This window comes from Erythrobacter sp., from assembly GCF_039988855.1.
Taxonomy (GTDB): domain Bacteria; phylum Pseudomonadota; class Alphaproteobacteria; order Sphingomonadales; family Sphingomonadaceae; genus Erythrobacter.
The window spans coordinates 763,156-782,638 of record NZ_JBDXIY010000015.1; the positions used below are offsets into that span (position 1 = coordinate 763,156).

The 19,483-nt window shown below is 55.5% G+C and carries 17 protein-coding genes and 1 tRNA gene; 14 read left to right on the forward strand and 4 right to left on the reverse strand.

Annotated elements, in window-relative coordinates; genetic code table 11:
- Window positions 1–2: 2 nt before the first annotated feature.
- Complete coding sequence (locus ABJ205_RS06560; RefSeq protein ID WP_348155436.1) at window positions 3–1,478, forward strand: M48 family metalloprotease; 1,476 nt, start codon at window positions 3–5, stop codon at window positions 1,476–1,478.
- 101 nt (window positions 1,479–1,579) lie between these two features.
- Here the strand turns inward: ABJ205_RS06560 and ABJ205_RS06565 are convergent, their stop codons facing one another.
- A complete protein-coding gene (locus ABJ205_RS06565) occupies window positions 1,580–1,759 on the reverse strand; it encodes a Flp family type IVb pilin (protein WP_348155433.1) in 180 nt (59 codons plus the stop codon).
- Between the two features lie 131 nt (window positions 1,760–1,890).
- On the reverse strand, window positions 1,891–2,079 hold the full coding sequence (locus ABJ205_RS06570; protein ID WP_348155431.1) for a Flp family type IVb pilin: 189 nt from the start codon (window positions 2,077–2,079) through the stop codon (window positions 1,891–1,893).
- A 97-nt stretch (window positions 2,080–2,176) separates the two neighbouring features.
- Between ABJ205_RS06570 and ABJ205_RS06575 the strand changes: the two genes are divergently transcribed.
- The 4 genes from ABJ205_RS06575 to ABJ205_RS06590 all read left to right on the forward strand — a co-directional run bounded on the left by ABJ205_RS06575 (window position 2,177) and on the right by ABJ205_RS06590 (window position 4,141).
- Window positions 2,177–2,590, forward strand: coding sequence for a (deoxy)nucleoside triphosphate pyrophosphohydrolase (locus ABJ205_RS06575; RefSeq protein ID WP_348155429.1), 414 nt, complete (start codon window positions 2,177–2,179; stop codon window positions 2,588–2,590).
- 68 nt (window positions 2,591–2,658) lie between these two features.
- Window positions 2,659–2,735: transfer RNA gene (locus ABJ205_RS06580), tRNA-Arg, on the forward strand.
- A 307-nt stretch (window positions 2,736–3,042) separates the two neighbouring features.
- Window positions 3,043–3,666 (forward strand): GTP cyclohydrolase I FolE, encoded by a 624-nt coding sequence (folE, locus tag ABJ205_RS06585; RefSeq protein ID WP_348155428.1) that lies wholly within the window; start codon window positions 3,043–3,045, stop codon window positions 3,664–3,666.
- Between the two features lie 31 nt (window positions 3,667–3,697).
- Window positions 3,698–4,141: a PaaI family thioesterase gene (locus ABJ205_RS06590; protein ID WP_348155426.1), complete on the forward strand. Its 444-nt coding sequence runs from the start codon at window positions 3,698–3,700 to the stop codon at window positions 4,139–4,141.
- Window positions 4,142–4,193: 52 nt separating this feature from the next.
- Here the strand turns inward: ABJ205_RS06590 and ABJ205_RS06595 are convergent, their stop codons facing one another.
- Entirely contained in the window at window positions 4,194–4,673 is a 480-nt protein-coding gene (locus ABJ205_RS06595; protein ID WP_348155424.1) for a peroxiredoxin, read from the reverse strand.
- A gap of 226 nt (window positions 4,674–4,899) precedes the next feature.
- Between ABJ205_RS06595 and ABJ205_RS06600 the strand changes: the two genes are divergently transcribed.
- The 9 genes from ABJ205_RS06600 to trxA all read left to right on the forward strand — a co-directional run bounded on the left by ABJ205_RS06600 (window position 4,900) and on the right by trxA (window position 18,619).
- Window positions 4,900–5,484, forward strand: coding sequence for an S-adenosyl-L-homocysteine hydrolase (locus tag ABJ205_RS06600; protein ID WP_348155422.1), 585 nt, complete (start codon window positions 4,900–4,902; stop codon window positions 5,482–5,484).
- Between the two features lie 166 nt (window positions 5,485–5,650).
- A complete protein-coding gene (gene ahcY, locus ABJ205_RS06605; protein WP_348155419.1) occupies window positions 5,651–7,069 on the forward strand; it encodes an adenosylhomocysteinase in 1,419 nt (472 codons plus the stop codon).
- A gap of 142 nt (window positions 7,070–7,211) precedes the next feature.
- Window positions 7,212–9,560, forward strand: a complete 2,349-nt coding sequence (locus ABJ205_RS06610) for a PAS-domain containing protein (RefSeq protein WP_348155417.1) — start codon at window positions 7,212–7,214, stop codon at window positions 9,558–9,560.
- A 2-nt stretch (window positions 9,561–9,562) separates the two neighbouring features.
- Window positions 9,563–10,024, forward strand: coding sequence for a tRNA (adenosine(37)-N6)-threonylcarbamoyltransferase complex ATPase subunit type 1 TsaE (gene tsaE / locus ABJ205_RS06615; protein WP_348155462.1), 462 nt, complete (start codon window positions 9,563–9,565; stop codon window positions 10,022–10,024).
- On the forward strand, window positions 10,021–11,007 hold the full coding sequence (locus ABJ205_RS06620; protein WP_348155416.1) for a phosphotransferase: 987 nt from the start codon (window positions 10,021–10,023) through the stop codon (window positions 11,005–11,007). Before tsaE ends, ABJ205_RS06620 begins: the two co-directional genes overlap by 4 nt.
- Entirely contained in the window at window positions 11,004–11,720 is a 717-nt protein-coding gene (locus ABJ205_RS06625) for a nucleotidyltransferase family protein (RefSeq protein ID WP_348155414.1), read from the forward strand. The genes ABJ205_RS06620 and ABJ205_RS06625 overlap by 4 nt, the downstream gene beginning before the upstream one ends.
- The gene (gene addB / locus ABJ205_RS06630) at window positions 11,713–14,742 is read left to right on the forward strand and encodes a double-strand break repair protein AddB (protein ID WP_348155412.1); all 3,030 of its coding nucleotides are present in this window, start codon (window positions 11,713–11,715) and stop codon (window positions 14,740–14,742) included. Before ABJ205_RS06625 ends, addB begins: the two co-directional genes overlap by 8 nt.
- Entirely contained in the window at window positions 14,739–18,248 is a 3,510-nt protein-coding gene (gene addA / locus ABJ205_RS06635; RefSeq protein ID WP_348155411.1) for a double-strand break repair helicase AddA, read from the forward strand. Before addB ends, addA begins: the two co-directional genes overlap by 4 nt.
- Window positions 18,249–18,298: 50 nt before the next feature.
- Window positions 18,299–18,619 carry a thioredoxin gene (gene trxA / locus ABJ205_RS06640; protein ID WP_348155410.1) on the forward strand — a complete coding sequence of 107 codons (321 nt, stop codon included), beginning with the start codon at window positions 18,299–18,301 and terminating at the stop codon, window positions 18,617–18,619.
- A 55-nt stretch (window positions 18,620–18,674) separates the two neighbouring features.
- Here the strand turns inward: trxA and ABJ205_RS06645 are convergent, their stop codons facing one another.
- On the reverse strand, window positions 18,675–19,478 hold the full coding sequence (locus ABJ205_RS06645) for an inositol monophosphatase (protein WP_348155407.1): 804 nt from the start codon (window positions 19,476–19,478) through the stop codon (window positions 18,675–18,677).
- Between the last annotated feature and the right edge of the window lie 5 nt (window positions 19,479–19,483).

Below are 19,483 nucleotides of genomic sequence, written 5' to 3' on the forward strand. Positions count from 1 at the left end.
AAATGGCGAAGTTCAGGCGCACAATTGGGATGGTAGGGTCGGCGACACTCGCGCTTGCGCTGACCGGGTGTATAGGCGGAGGCGAAATTCCTTCGGCATCAACACCGATCACCACTTCTGAGGCGCAACAGGGGGCTGAATTTCACCCTCAATTGTTGAACCAATTTGGCGGCGCGATGACCGGATCGCAGGCCCAATATGTCGAACTAGTCGGTAAGAATATCGCAGTTCATTCGGGCCTTGGAAATGCGCGCGAGAGTTTTACCGTCAGCCTTCTTAATTCCCCGGTGAACAACGCTTTCGCGGTCCCCGGCGGTTACATCTACACCACGCGTCAACTCGTCACTTTGATGAACAATGAAGCGGAACTTGCTGCGGTTATGGGTCATGAGGTCGGCCACGTGGCCGCGCGCCATTCGCAAAGACGCCAACAAACAGCACAGCGCAATTCGATCCTCGGTGTTTTGGGGGCAATTGGGTCTTCTGTGCTTCTCGGTGACAGCTCGATCGGCAACACCGTGTCGCGTGGGTTTATGCAAGGGTCAGAGCTACTGACTTTGAGCTTTTCCCGTTCTCAGGAAACGCAGGCTGATGACCTAGGCATCCAATATCTTACCAGCGCAGGCTATGACCCTCGCGCCATGAGCACAGTATTGGCCAGCCTTGCTGCGCAAAACTCGCTCGATGCAAGTCTTCAAGGGCGCAATGCCAGCGTTCCCGCGTGGGCATCGACCCACCCAGAACCAGCGAGCCGGGTGCAGCGCGCGCTTGCAGGATCGGGGGGATTGCCGGGGACTGTCACGAATCGCGACACTTTCCTCGCTCGAATCGACGGCCTCATTTATGGCGATGATCCAAAACAGGGCGTTATCGAAGGCAATCAGTTTATTCACCCCGAGCTACGCTTGAGTTTTACCGCGCCGCAGGGCTTCTACATGGTCAATTCATCGAGCGCGGTGAGCATCAATGGGCAAGGCGGGCAGGGACAATTGACCCTCGCAAGCTATTCGGGAGATCTTGCCAGCTATGTGAGACAGCAATTTACCGCCCTTGGCGGGGAGAATAATCAACTCGCCCCGCAAACTTTGGAGCGTACCACAGTTAACGGGCTCTCAGCAGTATACGGCCAGGCGAGAGTGAATAATGGCGATTCACAAGTCGATGTGACCGTTTTTGCGTATGAGTTTGCCAATGATCGGGCCTACCATTTTGCCACTATCACACCCGCAGGAAGCACAAATCCATTTGGATCAATGTTCCAGTCGATGCGGCGCATCACTGCTAGCGAGGCCGGGCAGGTGATTCCTCGCCGTTTGGACGTCGTAACAGTGCAGCGAGGCGATACGATTTCGGGACTTGCCCGCCGGATGGCCTATGAAAATGGGCAAGAAGAACGCTTTCGCGTGCTCAATGGTTTTAGTCAGGGTGATGTTTTGCGCGCAGGGCAAAAGGTGAAACTGGTCGTGCGATCCCGGTAAATCGGGAGCAAGAAATCGCAGTTCAAATTTGCGTTAGACAAAAGAAAAGCGGCGGGGAATTTCCCCGCCGCCCTCTTTTTAAACCTAACGGTTTATTCGACTTAGCTAGCGTCCAGCGGAGCTTGCATGTCTTCTTGAACCGTTTCGAAGGTGTTGGTGAGCGTGCCACCGAGTGCACCCATTGCGGTGATTGCAGCAACAGCGATCAGAGCAGCGATAAGGCCGTACTCAATTGCAGTTGCGCCAGCTTCGTCACGTGCGAGTTTGTTGATGAAAGTCATTTGTAGTCTCCTGGTTTTGGTCTTCGGTACCCGTGTCCGCCTTGTTCCGAGTAAATTGGAACCTCTTGGACGATCAGCGGTCTAAACGATAAGCAATTGAGAAATTCCTAATGCGGAACCTTTCAATTTGGTTACTGATTACTCATTGCCTCCACTGAGCGATCCCGAACGAGATCCCATGTTTCATCAGTTACCTGGGCAACGCCCTGTAATGATGCGATCATGGTGATCACGACGAGACTCGCAATCAGAGCGTACTCCACGGCTGTGGCGCCAGAATTGTCGTTCCCAATGTGCTTAAGGAAGTTCGTCAATTTCATGATGTCACCCGTAAATACGTTCCTGACGAGACAGAAAATGGTTCGAACCCATTAAGAAAAGACTAATGAGAGAGCCGAAGATGGAAAAAAATCCGACATGAATGATGCTCCGCTGTTTGTAGTCGCAGGCGCGTTGGCGGGTTCTGACGGGCGCTGGCTTATGCAACGCAGGCCTTTAGACAAGGCGCATGGCGGTCTTTGGGAGTTCCCCGGCGGTAAGGTGGAGGGCACTGAGATTCCAACAGAATCTCTTGTGCGCGAATTGCAAGAGGAGCTTGGGATTGTCGTCGAGCTTGCCGATTGCACACCCGCTGGTTTCGCCAACGAATCGCGCAAACCGGACAAAAGACCGATTGTCATATTGCTTTACACAATCAGCGATTGGGTGGGTTTGCCGCAAGCTTTGGAAGGCGGAGAGGTTGGTTGGTTCTCACCGCGAGAGGTAATGAAGCTGGAAAAACCGCCTCTAGATCAGCAATTGATGGCGCAATTGTTCGAAAAACGAAAATAGAGCGAGATTTTGAGCGATCTAGGGATTGCCAAGCCGCTCACACCCTCTTATGTGCCGCACCTCAATGCGCGCCAGTAGCTCAGCTGGATAGAGTACCTGACTACGAATCAGGCGGCCGGAGGTTCGAATCCTTCCTGGCGCGCCAAGAAAGCCCATCCTCGAAAAGAGGGTGGGCTTTCTTGGTTTTGGGCTTCTGTCTATAGCATACGCGGTCACCGATCCGTGTCGGAAGAACGTGCAATCGGCAAATTGCTGACTATATTGACCAACAAGGCCAGCCCAATGGGACCGGGACCGTCCCATTGCTTTGATAGTTGTAAAGTTTGCAGGGAACTATCTGAGCGTACAGTGATTCTTACCCTTAAGATCACGAAAGGAAGTATAACGGGCCATCACCGGGTCCGCGTGCTTGCCATGAATATGCCGCTTTGCGGCAACAGAAAGGTAATGCGATGAATGACACGTACGGCGAGAGCAATGGCGATCTTGACCCGGATAACCCGTTGAACAAACCTGACGTTCCTGAAAATGTACAAGAAGCAATCCGAACCTTGCTACGCTGGGCGGGCGATGATCCGAAACGCGAAGGCCTTTTGGATACGCCCAAGCGTGTAGGCCGGGCATGGCTGGAATATTGCCGCGGCAATCAGGAAGACCCTTCGATCCATTTGGCGCGCATCTTCGAAGAGGTGGGCGGCTATGAAGAGATCGTTCTTCTTAAAGGTATCCCGTTCCAATCGCATTGCGAACACCACATGGCGCCGATTACCGGCAAAGCTCACATCGCTTACCTGCCTCACAAGAAGATCGTCGGCATTTCCAAGCTTGCCCGTGTGCTTCATGGCTATGCCAACCGCCTACAGGTGCAAGAGCGTCTGACTGCTGAAGTTGCTGAGTGTATTTGGGACAATCTTGATCCGCGCGGTGTCGCAGTTGTGATCGAAGCAGAGCACGGCTGTATGACCGGTCGGGGTGTCAAAGTGCACGAGGTCGAGATGCTGACCAGCCGCATGATGGGCTGTTTCCTCGATGATCCGGCAAGTCGCAAAGAAGTCCTTAGCCTTATGGGCTTTTGAGCTTGCTTTGAATTGTCGCTAGAGGGTGGGAATGACCATAAAGCCCAAACCCGTTCCCGAACCTGTTCTAACCGCTGACCAATTGATCGACTTTTTCTGCGAAGCTTTCCCCGGCCAAGACAGGTCGGCACATGACTTCGTTGAGATTACGCCCGGTTTTCTGAGGCTGCGTAATTCCGCAGAGCATGCGATGCTGCGGCCCGGCGGAATTATCTCTGGTCCAACTCAAATGGCCGTCGCGGATCGCGCCGCCTATGCGGTGATCCTAGCCCACATCGGGATCGTCCCGATGGCAGTGACCAGCAATCTCAATATGAGTTTCTTGCGGGGGGTCGAAGCGCGTGACTTCTATGCCGATGCGCATCTCATCAAGTTGGGGCGCAGGCTGGCAACGGTTGATGTGCGGCTTTGGCAAGATGATGAAAGCACCGTGTTGGCGCAGTCGACAGTGACCTACGCGATACCCGATCAATAAAAAGGGCGCCGCAGTCATGGCGCCCTTTTCAATAAACTGCTTTTTCAGTTTCTTACATTTGGCCGAGCATATGCTCTGCGCTTGAAACTTTGAAATCGCCGGGCTCTTCGATGTTGAGCTGGGTAACGGTTCCGTCCTCAATCACCATCGAAAAACGCTGCCCGCGCTTGCCCAAGCCAAAGCCGCTGCCGTCCATCGTGAGACCAACAGCTTCCACGAATTCACCATTGCCATCGGCTAGCATGGTGATGTCGCCAGAACCGGCTGCATCGTTCCACGCGCCCAAGACAAAGGCATCGTTGACAGCGGTGCCAACAATTTCATCAACGCCTTGCGACTTCAGGTCTTCTGCTTTTTCAACAAAGCTGGGAAGATGTTTGGCAGAGCAGGTTGGGGTGAAAGCTCCTGGCACAGAGAAGAGTGCTACTTTCTTGCCAGCAAAATACTCTGACGCTTTGACCGGTTGGGGGCCTTCTGCCGTAGCTTTTACCATGTTCACTTCTGGAACTTTATCGCCAACTGAAATTGTCATCACTGTCTCCATCGGGGTCTAAGGACTCGTACCTAGGCGCGCTGCGTGCCACGGTTTCATCACCGATATAGGGCTTGTGAGCAGCACGACAATGTCCGATTTCACTCTGATTCTTTTGGGAAAGCTTGGTTTAAATCGCTTAACTTCACATGTTGAATACCGAGTAAACACAAGTCGCGAACTTCATAGCCGTGGTGGAACACATTTGGCTTTGGGGACTAAGACGATGAAAAACGGCACAGTCATTGGCGGCGAAACAGACAGAAGCACAGGTTTAGATACTCAGGACAAGGGGTTCTGGCGCGGTGCAAGATCAACTGGAACTATAATGGCATTCGCGCTTGGCGCGTTTTTGACTAGCACGCCTGCAAAAGCGGACAGCAGATTTGAAGATGCGCATACTCTGCGAAGCCTCGACATTATGTTGATGGTAACTGCATTGCGCTGTCGATCAGGCCCGCATGACTTTCAAAGCGACTATCGGCATTTCTCGGCGGCCCATTCGCATGACTTAGGTGCAGTTGGACGCACTCTAAGGCATTCTTTCACTGCAAGTTATGGCGAGGAAAAACCTGAGAGGGCGCTTGATCGAATGGGGGTCAGGATTGCCAATTCATACGGGGATGGCCACCCGTGGCTCAATTGCGCAGAATTGCAGCAAGCCACACGAGAATTGACGCAAAGTGCAAACGCTGAAAACCTCATAGTCAAAGCGCGGTATTTGCTCAGCGCGTCAAGGCCCGCGGAACAGCAAAGCATGGCGCCTCAGATCACCTACAATATGACTGCGGATTGGGAAAAACGTCCGTAGCCGCCGCGAAATCGCATGCGACAGCACTGGTCACATAGCTGCATATAAAGAAAACTTTATATTGTGATTGCCCGTGTGATGCTGGGCGGCTATGAGCGCGCCCAGCATTTAGGGCGCGGCCTGGTTATTGACCTGCGTCCAACGACCCAACACGAGGAAATAGTTCATGGCTACCGCAGCTCACACTCATGAATTTGTGATCAAAGATATCGCGCTTGCCCAATTTGGCCGCGATGAAATCGCAATCGCAGAAACCGAAATGCCGGGCCTTATGGCCCTGCGTGAAGAATATGGTGCAGCACAACCTTTGAAGGGGGCTCGCATCACTGGCTCGCTTCACATGACCATTCAGACCGCGGTTCTGATTGAGACATTGGTTGCTCTTGGTGCAGATGTTCGCTGGGCAACCTGCAATATCTTCTCCACCCAAGATCACGCAGCAGCAGCGATTGCGGATCAAGGCATTCCTGTATTCGCGATTAAAGGCGAGACGCTCAGCGACTATTGGGATTATGTTGGCCGTATTTTCGATTGGTCAACCGACAGCGATCCTGACCTCACAGCCAATATCATCCTGGATGATGGCGGCGATGCGACTATGTTTGCACTCTGGGGTGCTCGTATTGAGGCAGGCGAAGAAATGCCTGCACCCGCGAACGCAGAAGAGATCGAATTTCAACGCGCTCTTAAAGCCTATGTCGCGGCAAAACCGGGTTATCTCACCAAGAGTGTCCAGAACATCAAAGGCGTTTCAGAAGAGACGACCACCGGTGTTATGCGCCTTTACCAGATCGCTAAACAGGGCAAGCTTCCGTTCCCAGCGATCAACGTCAACGACAGCGTCACCAAGTCGAAGTTCGACAACCTTTATGGTTGTAAAGAATCGCTCGTTGATGCGATCCGCCGTGCAACCGATGTGATGCTTGCCGGTAAAGTTGCCTGTGTTGCGGGTTACGGCGATGTGGGTAAGGGTTCGGCCGCTTCTCTGCGTGATGGCGGGGCTCGTGTGATGGTGACAGAGATTGATCCGATTTGCGCCCTTCAAGCGGCGATGGACGGTTACGAAGTTGTTTCTATGGAAGAAGCCACAAGCCGTGCGGATATTTTCGTGACTGCAACTGGTAATGAAGACGTCATTACCGGTGAGCACATGAAGAACATGAAAAACATGGCGATCGTGTGCAACATCGGCCACTTCGACAGCGAGATTCAAATCTCTGCTCTCGACAATTACGATTGGAAAGAGATCAAAGAGGGCACCGACATGGTGACTTTGCCGGATGGCAAGAACCTTCTGATCCTTGCGAAGGGCCGGCTTGTGAACCTTGGTTGTGCCACCGGTCACCCAAGCTTTGTGATGAGCGCAAGTTTTACCAACCAGACGCTTGCGCAAATCGAACTCTTCACCAAATCGGATGAGTACAAGAACGACGTCTACGTTCTGCCTAAGCATCTCGATGAGAAAGTGGCCGCACTTCACCTTGAAAAGCTTGGAGTGCAATTGTCGCAGCTCAGCCAGACTCAGGCCGACTACATCGGCGTGCCCAAAGACGGTCCGTTTAAACCGGATCACTACCGTTATTGATCCGCGCGATTAATCGGTTTTGGGTGTAATTGCCCCGAAAATCAGCCCCCGGACCCTTTCAGGCACTCGGCCTGTGGGTTTCCGGGGGTTTTTGCATCAGTTGCCCGTTGCAAGCTGGCGCACGCGCGCATAGCTCAGGCTGATGGAATTGACTCCGCTTGCCTTGATCGTGATTGCGCTGGTGCTTGCCGCTTGGACGGTTGCGGCGGCAGTGCTTGTGCTGCGGGCGGGTGCTAAGACAAGCCGGGCAAAGGCACTGCAGACCTCTTTGCGGCGGATGCAGCATTTAATTGATGTGGCGCCAGCGATCCCGCTTTTGGTTCGCACTGACGGACGAATCGAAGCGCCAGAACGACTGGCTCGTTGGTTGGGGCTGTCGCAAATACCCGCCTATCTTTCAGAGCTCGCAGAAGAAGATGGAGAAGGTCTCTCCAAATCGCAGGTCGATGAGCTGTGGGAGAAAATCCGCACGACCCAGAAAAGCGCATCGCCTTTCTCAATGACGGTTACGCCTTCAGGTTCTGGACGCAGCCTTTCGATGGAAGGCTCGCTGGCGGATTCTCAAGTTTCGCCCGGAGGCGCTGCAATCGTTTGGGTGTTCGATTTCACATCCAGTGAAAGTGAGCTTTCGCGTCTTAGTGCAGAGGCGAGTAATGCCAAATCAGATTTTGCGAGCCTGAGCGGGCTGATTGCGGCGGCACCAACGCCGATGTGGATTCGTGACACAGATATGCAAATACGGCTCGCGAACGAGGCTTATATTGAGGCTGTGGGTGCGAATAGCCTTGAGGCTGTGATCGATGGTCAGATCGAGCTGCTTGAAGCGCGCGATGGCCAGTCCCCAGCGCAGATCGCTCAGGACGCTTTTCAACGCAAAAAGCAGTTCGACCGCATTGATGGCGTGACGATTGATGGGGAGCGCCGTTCGATGCGAGTGACCGACCTGCCTTTGGGGGAGGACGGCGTTGCTGGCTATGCGATTGACGTTGAAGAACAACAGCAATTGGCGCGTGATTTCCGGGCATTTCGTGATGCACAGCGTACTATGCTCGACCAACTCTCTGTGGGCGTTGCGCAGTTTGCCCCCAACGAGATTCTGAGTTTTGCCAACCGACCGTTCCGTCGGCTTTTTGGTTTGTTCTCGAGCGATACGCTCGAAGGCAAACTTCAATTCACCCGCTTGCTTTCCGATGCGCGTGAACGGGGACAGACGCCAGAAGTTCGCGACTTTCCCGACTGGCGCGAGGAGCGCCGCGCATGGTTTGACGCTGCCGAAACTCAAGAAGAATATTGGCCGCTTCCTGGTGGAATGCATCTTCGCATTGTCGCACAGCCGATGCCCGACGGCGGATTGGTCATGATCGCCGAGGATCGGACAGAGCAATTGGCGCTTTCGGCAACCCGCGATACGCTCCTTCGGACCCGAACTGCGACGCTCGATAGTTTGATTGAAGCGCTCGCCATTTTTGCCCCGGACGGGTCGGTCCAGCTTTGGAACCGAAGCTTTGCAGGGACATGGGGCCTGTCAGGGGAGTTTCTCGATACTCATCCAAGCGCCGAAGACTTGCTGGGTGCGATCGGGAGCAATTTGAAAGACCCTTATGAAACCGAAGCGATTGGCGCTGTGGTGCGCGCAGCGACCTTGGATCGGCGTGAAAAACAAGGGCAGGTGAGCCTTTCTGATGGCCGGACCCTTCGTTTTGCAGGGGCGCCATTGCCCGATGGAAATGGCCTTTTGACAGTGCTCGACATCACCGATTCGCAGAAAGCTGAACAGGCGCTTCGCGACCGGGCGCAAGCTTTGGAGGAGGCGGACGCGGTCAAGGCCCGTTTCCTTGCCAATATGTCCTACGAATTCCGCACGCCTCTCACCACAATTGGCGGCTATGCTGAATTGCTGGCAAGCGGAGTAGCGGGCGAGTTGAACGCTTCTGCGGACGAATATGTCGAGGCGATCCTGACCTCTGTTGCGCGATTGACAGAGCAAGTTGAAAACGTCCTCGATCTATCGCAAACCGAAGCGGGTCTAATGCCGATCACTAAAGAGGATGTGGACTTATTGCCATTCCTCACCAGCCTTGTTCGCGAGCGCGAGACAGCGATTGTGAAGGCGGGTGTTGGCCTTGATCTGAAAGGCAGGCGAGGGCGCGTTGTGGAAGCCGATAGGCGGCAATTGGGGCGTGCGGTTGGGAACCTTATCGACAATGCGATTGCCGGCACTCCTGCAGGCGGCAAGATAACCATTAATCTCCCAAAACCGGGACGTGGTGAAGAATGGCGCGGGCGCATCATCATTGAAGACACCGGTCGAGGAATACCGCGCGACCAGTTGGAGCGTTCAATGGGTGCAGCGCCTAAAAATGACGAATCGGGCGAAGGTTCCGGCCTTGGAATACGGCTCGCTCACCAATTGGTCGCCGCGCACGGTGGTACCCTTGAACTTGATAGCCAAGAGGGTGTTGGCACAATTGCGATGATTACGTTGCCGTGAGCGTGTCCTATTCGAAAGAGCTGCCCGATTTGGAAGCGATGACCCAATGGGGTGCACAAATCGCGGAAGTTTTGCAGACCGGTGATGTTGTAGAACTTGAAGGCGGGCTGGGCGCTGGCAAGACCACGCTTGCAAGGGCGATCCTTGGCGCACTTGGACATGCGGGCGAGGTTCCTTCGCCGACTTTTACAATTGTCGAAACCTATGATGCGCCGCCGTTGCGCGTGGCCGTCGCTCATGCCGATTTCTATCGGTTGGAAGACCCATCAGAGGCAATAGAGATTGGCCTTGATGATTACCGCGAAGGTGCGGTTCTTCTTGCAGAATGGCCCGATCATGCTGGCGGGTTTTCCCACGAGGCGGCGTGTTTGACGATTGTGTTGGAAAGACACGGAAAAAGCATGGGCAATGGCCGAATAGCGACTGTGAAACCGGGCAAAGATTGGTTAGAGCGATGCCCATGAGCGATCTTCCCGAAGGATTTCACGATTTTCTTGCAAGCGCTGGCTGGGGTAAGGCTGCGATTGAACCGATCCCCGGTGACGCTTCTTTCCGGCGCTATTTCCGTCTGCGGCGCGAGAGCGGTGAAACGGCCATGCTGATGCATGCCCCTCCACCTGAAGAGGATCCCGCTCCCTTTCTGGATGTTGCGGCATGGCTATGCGAGCACGGGCAGCGTGCGCCCGCTATCTTAAGTGCGGATAAAGGCAAGGGCTGGGTACTCACAGAGGACTTTGGCGATGACCGGATGCGTGAATGGCTGGATGCGCGACCTCAAGACGAGAATGCAGCGTATGACGCGGCGGTCGATGCATTGGTGGCTTTGCACCGGGAACCTGCGGGCCCTTTTGCGGCCTACGACATGCCAACCTATCTGCGTGAGACGGCTCTTTTGACGCAGTGGTATTGCCCGGCGCAATCATTGGATGTGGATGCAGCCGGATATGATGCAGCTTGGGAGGAGGTTCTTGCCCCGATGATCAAACGGCAATCGAATGGGATTTCGGTGCTGCGCGACTATCATGCAGAGAACATTATGCTTCTAGGCGGACGGCCCACTGCGCCTCAGGGGTTAATCGACTTCCAAGACGCATTGGTGGGACACCGTGCCTATGACCTTGTATCACTGCTGCAAGACGCACGGCGCGATGTGCCGCTTGAGCTCGAAGAGGCGATGCTTGCTCGTTATATCGCCGCAAGCGATGCGGATGAACATTTCCGCGCCGATTATGCGCGGCTGGGCGCTCAACGAAATGCCAAGATTGTGGGCATTTTTACCCGGCTCGCAAAGCGTGATGGAAAGCCAAGATACCTGGCAATGATACCGCGCGTCTGGGCCGCGATGGAACGGGATTTGGCGCATCCAGCTTTGACGCCAGTCGCAAAGTGGTTTGATGCAAATATTCCAGATGACCTGCGGCGCGCTGGCGGTGGCACCTTCGTATGAAGGTGCTTGCCAGTGACACAGCCATGGTGATGGCCGCAGGGATGGGTAAGCGCATGCGCCCGCTTACCGCGGCAATGCCAAAGCCGATGGTGCGCGTTGCGGGAAAGCCGCTGATCGACCACGCGCTAGACAGGCTTGCTGATAGCGGGGTGAGCCGTGCGGTTGTCAATGTCCACTACCTCGCCGACGCGTTAGAAGCGCACTTGCAGAACCGCGATAGTCCCAAAGTTGTGATCTCCGATGAGCGCGATGCTTTGCTCGAAACAGGTGGCGGGCTGATCAAGGCGCAGGACCAGCTTCCAGATCCATTCTTTTGCCTCAACGCCGATAACATTTGGCTCGATGGGCCCAAGAGCGCTTTTTACGACTTATCGGCAAGATGGGACCCTGAAAAAATGGACGCGCTTCTACTGCTAGTAAGCCATGCGCGGGCCGAGAATTTCAACGGTAAAGGCGATTTTCATATGGATGCGTTGGGCCGGCTTAAGCGCAGGACCTCTGGCAGGGTTGCTCCCTTTATCTACACCGGCATCCAATTGATCTCCAAACGGCTGCTTCGTGATGCACCGGAGGGGAAGTTTTCGACCAATATCTTATGGAATCGCGCCATGGAAGAGGGGCGCCTTTATGGCCTTTCCTTCACTGGTCTTTGGTTTGAAGTTGGCACGCCAGAGGCGATTGAACCCACGCAAGACGCATTAAAGCGTGGCTGAGGCGCAGACCCCGAAAATCTATTCCATTGCCGCGCACCGCGGTTTTGCTGATGCGCTGGTTGCAGGGCTTGTTCCGCGTTACGCAGATGAAGAGATGGGACTTGCACGTTTGACCCTGCTTGTGCCCAGTTCACGGGCGGCGCGCACGATCTCCGAGGCATTTATCCGTCATGCAGGAGAGACGGGCAAAGCGGGGATGCTCATGCCGCGCATGGTCGCCATCGGTGACCTTGATCTGGACGAAGCTTTAGGCGCTCTGCTTGATCCGCTTGGAGCAAGTGAAATCCCACCTGCGGTTGAGCCGACGCGGCGATGGCTCGAACTTGCGCAATTGATTGAAGTTGAGCGCAAAGAGCTTGGCGAACAAACACTGCCCGGCGCTGCTCGCCTGCGATTGGCGCGTGAGCTTGGACGCACAATGGATAGGCTGCTCGTCGAGGAAAAAGACCCGGACGACCTCCTGAGCGAAGCTGTCCTCGATATGCTCGGCGATTTGTCGGACCATTGGAAACAGTCGTTGCGCTTGTTTGCGCGCGTGCAAGAGCGCTGGCGCTCCCGGCTGCAAGAACTGGGCGAGGTTGACGCGGCAAGACGGCGCAACCAATTGTTCGATAGGGCGAGCGCAAAGTGGAAAGTTCAAGCGCCAACAACTCCGATTGTCGCCGCAGGCGTGACCAGCGCCTCGCCCGCATTGGCGCGGATGCTGCGCACGGTTGCGGATTTGCCGAATGGCGCGGTGATCCTGCCCGATCTCGACCTTAAGCTCACTGATGAAGCGTGGGAGGAGTTGGGTAGGGCAGGTGCATCTTGCGAACCGGGCGGCGAGAGATTTGGCGCCAAAGACGCGCTCACCCACCCGCAATACCACCTAAAGCTCCTTCTGAGCCGAATGGGGATCGCGCGCGAAGAGGTTCGTGCGTGGCATCGCTCTGGCATTAGCGCGGCCGAACCAGCGCGTGCAGTCGCGATCAGCTCACTGTTTTTACCGCCCAAGGCCAGCCGCTCCTGGGCGCAGCTTGAGCCTGAGAAACGCCGACTTAAAGACGTCCGCCTAATGACGGCTGCGACAGCCGAAGAGGAAGCGCAGGGCATTGCGTTGCTGGTTCGCGAGGCTTTGACAGTGCCCGAAAAACGCGTTGCGGTAATTAGCGCAGATCGCTCGCTTGCACGGCGCGTTGCACAGAATTTGCAGCGCTGGAATATCGAGGCTGATGATACGGCTGGCCGCGCATTGTCGCTTACGCCTGCTGGAAGATTGCTAGGGCTTTTGGCTGACCTCATCTCGCGAGGTTTTGGTCCAGCGCAGCTTATCGGAGTTCTCGGGCACCCCTTGGTGCTTCGCGATGAGCCGGAGGCGAGGGCCGAATGGTTGCGCTCCCTTCGTCGATTTGACCGAAAATTGCGCGGGCCGTCGCCTGCTCCGGGCCTTGGCCCATTGCGTGAAATTGCGCGCAAGGGTGGTGTTTGTGAATGGTGGGAAAAGGTTGAGCAGGTGCTCGCCCCTCTCACCGATTTACCGGAGCAATTGCCGCTGGCTGATGCGTTGGACCTGCTGGCGCAAGCGGGTGAGGCGTTGGCTGGGGAAGCTTTGTGGTCGCGTGAGGATGGCCGTGCTCTTGCAAGTCTAATCGAGGATGTGCGACCTCACGCTCGATTGCTTAGCACACAAATTGAACCCACCGATCTCGCTGGGACTTTGCGCGATTGCATGGATGAGGTTGCAGTGCGCCCGCCGTATGGGGGGCACCCGCGCGTTGCAATCTACGGCCTTTTGGAATCGCGCCTTGCAAGGGCTGATCTGGTCATTTGCGTAGGTCTTAACGAGGGTAGTTGGCCTCAGGCTCCAGGGTCTGAGGCTTTGCTTGCGCCCGGTGTGCTGCGCGCATTGGGTGTGCCCGGAGCAGAGTTTCGTATTGGTCTTGCAGCTCACGATCTCGCAGGGGCACTTGGCGCCCCTGAAGTTGTGCTTAGCCGGGCGCAGCGCGATGCGGAGGGGCCGACTTTGCCATCGCGTTTTCTTTTGCGGGTTGAGGCTTTGCTGGGAGAGCTTGCCGATGAAAGCCGCGAGAAACGAATGCCAGCGTTTCTGGCAAAGCTCGACCGCGCGCCTGAACCAGCAAAAGATTATCCTCGCCCCAAACCATATCCAAGCCCGAAACAGCGCCGCGTTGATATTAAAGTTACTGCGCTGGACCGACTTTTGGGCGACCCTTATCAGTTTTATGCAAGCGAGATATTGGGCCTGCGCAAACTTGATCCGCTCGCCGCTGACCCGTTTAGCGACCCTGCGCTTCGCGGCACATTGGTGCACGATATCTTGGATGCGTGGCACCAGGCGAAGTCGGTTGATGCCGCGGTTTCTATCGCAGAGTTCGCCGCAAGGAAATTCGCAGAAGCCGAAGTGCATCCATTGTTCAAAGGGCTGTGGCAGCCGAGGCTAATCGCCGCGATGGAGCGGTTTGAGGCATGGATTGAGCGCGGCATCATTGAAGGGCGCGATGTTCTTGCTACCGAGACGGATGGCTCGATGATGGTGCAAGGTGTCAAAGTGCGGGGCCGCGCGGATCGTATCGACAAGCTTGCCGACGGCTCTCTGGCAATCGTTGATTACAAAACAGGCGGTCCGCCGACGAAAAAGGAAGTCGCTGCTGGGTTCCGTTTGCAGCTGGGACTGCTCGGAATGATCGCGCGCGACGGGGCGTTTGAGATCAGTGATGGGCTGCTCACGGGAGAAGCGAGCCGTTTCGAATATTGGTCTGCGCGAAAGAAAGATGGAGAATTTGGCGAGATTTTTGAGCCGCTGAAGAAGAGCGAGAGACAATCAGGCCTAAGCCCAGATGAATTCCTCCCCGAGCATGAGAGGTACCTCCACCAAGCAATCGACAGGTTCATCTTAGGCGGCGATCCTTTTACGGCGAAGGAGAACCCCGATTATCCCGGCTATTCTGACTACGATCAGCTTATGCGGCTTGAGGAATGGATCGTCCGTGTGAGCAATGCGCAGGAGGAGAGTGACCAATGAGCGGCGCCGTCTTCCCTCTACAGGACAATCAATTGGACGCGGCAAACCCACGCGACAATGTCTGGCTGTCGGCTTCTGCTGGAACGGGCAAGACACAGGTTTTGTCTGCGCGGGTTTTGCGTCTGCTTTTGACGCCGGGTGTGGATCCGTCGCAAATCCTGTGTCTTACTTTCACAAAAGCGGGCGCGGCAGAGATGGCGACGCGGATCAATTCTGTGCTCGCGCGCTGGGTACGGCTTGATGACGTAAAGTTGATGCAGGAATTGGGTCATCTTGGCGCGTCCAAAAGTCCCGAAGCCCGCGACCATGCGCGCACCTTGTTTGCGAGCGTATTGGATTGTCCGGGTGGCGGGCTCAGGATTGATACGATCCACGCATTTTCCCAATGGCTCCTTGCAAACTTCCCGGAAGAAGCAAAGCTGACGCCGGGCGCTCGGCCGATGGAAGACCGTGAGCGCGAGCTTCTAGCGCGCGAAGTCTTGGGCCAAATGCTTAGCGAGGAGGATGAGACCTTTAGTGCGGCAGTCGCAAACTTTGCGATGGTCAAAGAGCCCGATGGCCTTCGCCAATGGTTGATGCGCTGCGCGAAGTCGGCGGACATGTGGGAAGGCCCGACCGGCTGGCAAAGCCCGATGGATGCGCGGGTTCGTTCAGTGCTTGGCATGCCAAGCGATGCAGGCGCCGAATGGGCCGCCGAAGCGCTTCACCCTGATACGTTCCCTGATCATCAACTGACGGTGATGCTTCCTTTGATGCAAAGTTGGGATACCAAAGGGGGGCGAGCATGCGCCGAGTTTATTCCTCTTTGGCTTGCGAGCGAACCTGACGCGCGACCTGATCTGGTCGCAAGGTTTTATGAAACGATTCTCGTCAAAGCAGGCACTCCGCGGAAAATGGCGAATCCGGCAAAGGCTGACCCAGCATTGCCAGAACGGCAGGAGGAAATAGCGCAGGCAGTTGCCCTTTATCAGGAACGCCGAACGCTCGCAGAACTCTCACGTTTTCTGACCAGCGCGCTCGAGATGGGGCGACATTTTTGGGCACGTTGGGAGGAGGAAAAAGCACGCGAGGGTTATCTTGATTTCGATGATTTGATCCGCCGTGCAGCCCGGCTTTTGGGCAATACCGATGCCTCCGCGTGGATCCGATACAAACTTGATCGCAGTTTTGATCACATCCTTATCGATGAGGCGCAAGACACCAATGAAAGCCAGTGGGACATCGTCTTTGCCCTGATTGATGATTTCTTCTCGGGCGAGGGCGCGCGGGGGGACAAGATCCGCACCATCTTCACCGTGGGTGACTACAAACAGGCGATTTTTGGTTTTCAGGGTACCAGTCCAGAGAACTTTGAAACCGCCAAGCAAGCGGTGAAAACACGCATTGAGGCAGCGCAGGCAAATGCTCATGAACTGCGCGATCATCGGCTTTTGCCGACGTGGAATGACCTTGATCTAGGCCGTTCGTTCCGTACCGCGCTTCCGGTTTTAGACTTCGTCAATCAGACGATGGATGCGATTGGTTATACTGAGTTTGGGCTTACCAAGCCATCAGAGCCCCATGTAGGCGATGACCGCGCGGGACTTGTCACTTTATGGGACCCAGTTACCGGCGGCGGCGAAGAGGTTGATCACGTAAACGACCATGGGGAAAGCAACCAAGATTGGTTGCCAGCGCATGACACCCAAATGGCCGATAACATTGCCGAGCAAGTGCGCCGCTGGGTGAGTGATGAAGAACCTTTTGTCTTGGAAAAGGATTTTGAAAGGACAGGCAAACGCCGCCATGCGCGCGCGGGCGATGTCATGGTGCTGGTGCGCAAGCGCAAGGATTTGGCGCGTCAGATTGTGGCTAAACTCCATTCCAAGGGCGTGGCAGTTGCCGGCGTTGACCGGCTAAGGTTAGGAGAGCCACTTGCCATCAAAGACCTGATGGCGGCTTTACGCTTTGCATCGCAGCCGCTGGACGATTTGTCGCTTGCCAATTTGTTGGTTTCCCCCCTCGTCCGATGGACACAAGACGAATTGCTTGAGTTTGTGCCGCGCGCTCGGGACAAGCGTCTTTGGGACCATCTTCGCGAACATGAAAACACGCGAGTGGCCGAGACAGCAGAAATACTCAAAGCGCTCCTCGCAAGGGCTGATTTTGAAACACCGCAAGCTTTGCTTTCTTGGGTTCTTACCGGACCATGGGCGGCTCGGCGTCAATTGATCGCGCGGTTGGGACGCGAGGCGAACGATCCGATTGATGAACTCATCAATTCCGCATTCGCTTATCAATCCTCGCATACTCCAAGCCTTGCAGGTTTTATCGAGTGGTTTGATGCAGGCACCGCTGATCTGAAACGTGATGCAGATGGAGCAGGGGGACAGGTTCGGGTGATGACCGTGCATGGTTCAAAGGGTTTACAAGCACCCATCGTTATCCTTGCAGATGCGACAGGCGATCCCGACACCAAAGGCGATCTGACCTTGCAAGATGACCCTCTTGGACAAGATGGTCAAAACACGCGCAAAGTGCCGCTGCCATCGCTCAAAAAAGAAGAACAAGTAGGTCCGCTTGAGGCCGCAAAAGGGGCGTCAAAAACGGCCGCCATGCAAGAGCATTGGAGGCTGCTGTACGTGGCGATGACGCGGGCAGAGGAGGCATTGTTTGTCGGCGGTTCCTTGGGCAAATCTCGCGCTGAGAAGGGCCCGCATGAAGACAGCTGGTACGCCCGACTTGAGCCGCTCTTCGATGGGCCGCTTGGGCAAGATGACATCTGGAAAGCAAGCCGAGAATTTGGCGTGCGCGCCGATCCGATGGTGCACGATGATGAGATAAAGCCGAGCGGGGAAATCCCCGAAATTCCGGCATGGTTGCACACTCCTGTAGGATTAGAGCCCAAGCCGCCAAGACCACTTGCGCCAAGTTCTGCGGGCGAAGACCAGGGCGCTAACCCGCCGCTTGAACCAGAGTTCGCCAAGGATGCGGCGCGGCGCGGTACGTTGATCCATGCCTTGCTTGAACGATTGCCGGATGTACCGCCACACGATCGGCAAGCAGAGGCAAAAGCATGGCTTGCGCGGCGCGCGGCAGACCTTGATGAAAGCATGCGTGATGAGATGGTCGAAAGCGCCCTTTCGGTCCTGCTCAATCCAGATTTCAAGGCCATTTTCTCTGATCGAGCCCTCGCCGAAGTGCCCTTGACGGCGCAGGTGGATGGGGTCGTGATTGCAGGCACAGCGGACCGTCTGCTTGTGACCGATGAGGCTGTCACAGTGGTCGATTTCAAGACAACCCGGCGGCCACCAATCGGCGCTGATCATATCCCCGTGGGCACGCTCAAACAGATGGCGGCTTATGTCTGTGCACTTCAAGTGATCTATCCAAGACGGACCGTGAGAGCTGCCGTGCTTTACACCCATACACCTGCACTGTTTGAGGTTTCGTCAGTCGCAATCGACACACACAAAAGAAGTTTGGGGGGCACACAGGATAAGTTTGTGCCCCTTGATATTGAGTGAGGCACACAGACACCCTACTTCAATACCAACAACATTTAAGGAGTAGCCCCATGGCCACCGTCAACGTCACCGATGAGAGCTTTAAAGCTGATGTACTTGAGAGCGATAAGCCTGTCCTTGTCGATTTTTGGGCCGAATGGTGCGGTCCATGCAAGATGATTGCCCCGGCGCTTGAAGAAATCAGCGAAGAGCTGGGTGGAAACGTCACTATCGCGAAGATGGACATCATGGAAAACACCGGTATCCCGGCGGATATGGGGGTGCAGTCCATCCCGTTGATGGTTCTGTTCAAGAACGGCGAAGCTGTGGCCCGAAAAGTCGGCGCAGCTCCAAAAAGTCAGCTAAAAGAATGGATTGAAGGCGAAATCTAAGGTTCTTTAGATTTTTCGATCTTAAAGGCGGTCAATCGGGAATGTTTGGCCGCCTTTAACTTAAGTTTCCTTGGATCCGCGCGGCAAAAGCTTCCCATTGATCGGGACTAGAGGCTCCAATTAAGCCTGTGCGATCACGCTCATCGACGCGATATTCGCTTCCGTCGTAGCGAGCGGCTTTCCCCCCAGCTTCGTTGAGCCACAAAGCGCCTGCGGCGTGGTCCCAGGCAAGCGTGCGCTTGAACACGGAAATATCATTTTCGCCAAGCGCAAGCCGCGGGTACTGCTCAGCTGCGCAGCGCGGAATATCCACCATCGTGTAGTGCGGTGCGATCCGCTCATTGATCTGAACGCGTTCTTCTTCATCCAGAAACAGCGTGCTGATCCCTGCCACAGGCGGCGTGTGTCCTGTCGTCCGTGCGCGCACCCGTTCGCCATTGATAAATGCGCCTTCGCCTTTGCGCGCGTGGCACAAGCGGTCCTTGTGCGGGTCATAGAGCCACCCGGCGACAGCTACGCCTGCATCAGCGAGCGCGATAATGATCCCAAATGGTTCCTTGCCTTCGGTGAAGTTGGCCGTCCCATCGAGCGGGTCAATGATCCAGCATGCCTCAGAGAGCTTTTCCAAAACGGTTGCGTCCGCCGCGACCGCTTCCTCACCGACAACCGCCACATCAGGGGCAAGCTTGGTGAGCGCTTCGGTGAGGAATTGCTCAACTTCGCGGTCAACGATTGTGACGGGATCATCCTTGCCCTTCATCTCAATCTCATCGTCCGCCAGCGCGCGAAACCGCGGCATCATGGATCGTTCTGCGGCGAAGCGCATGAGGTCGCGAATTTCGGCGTCGAGCGGGCTCATCGTGG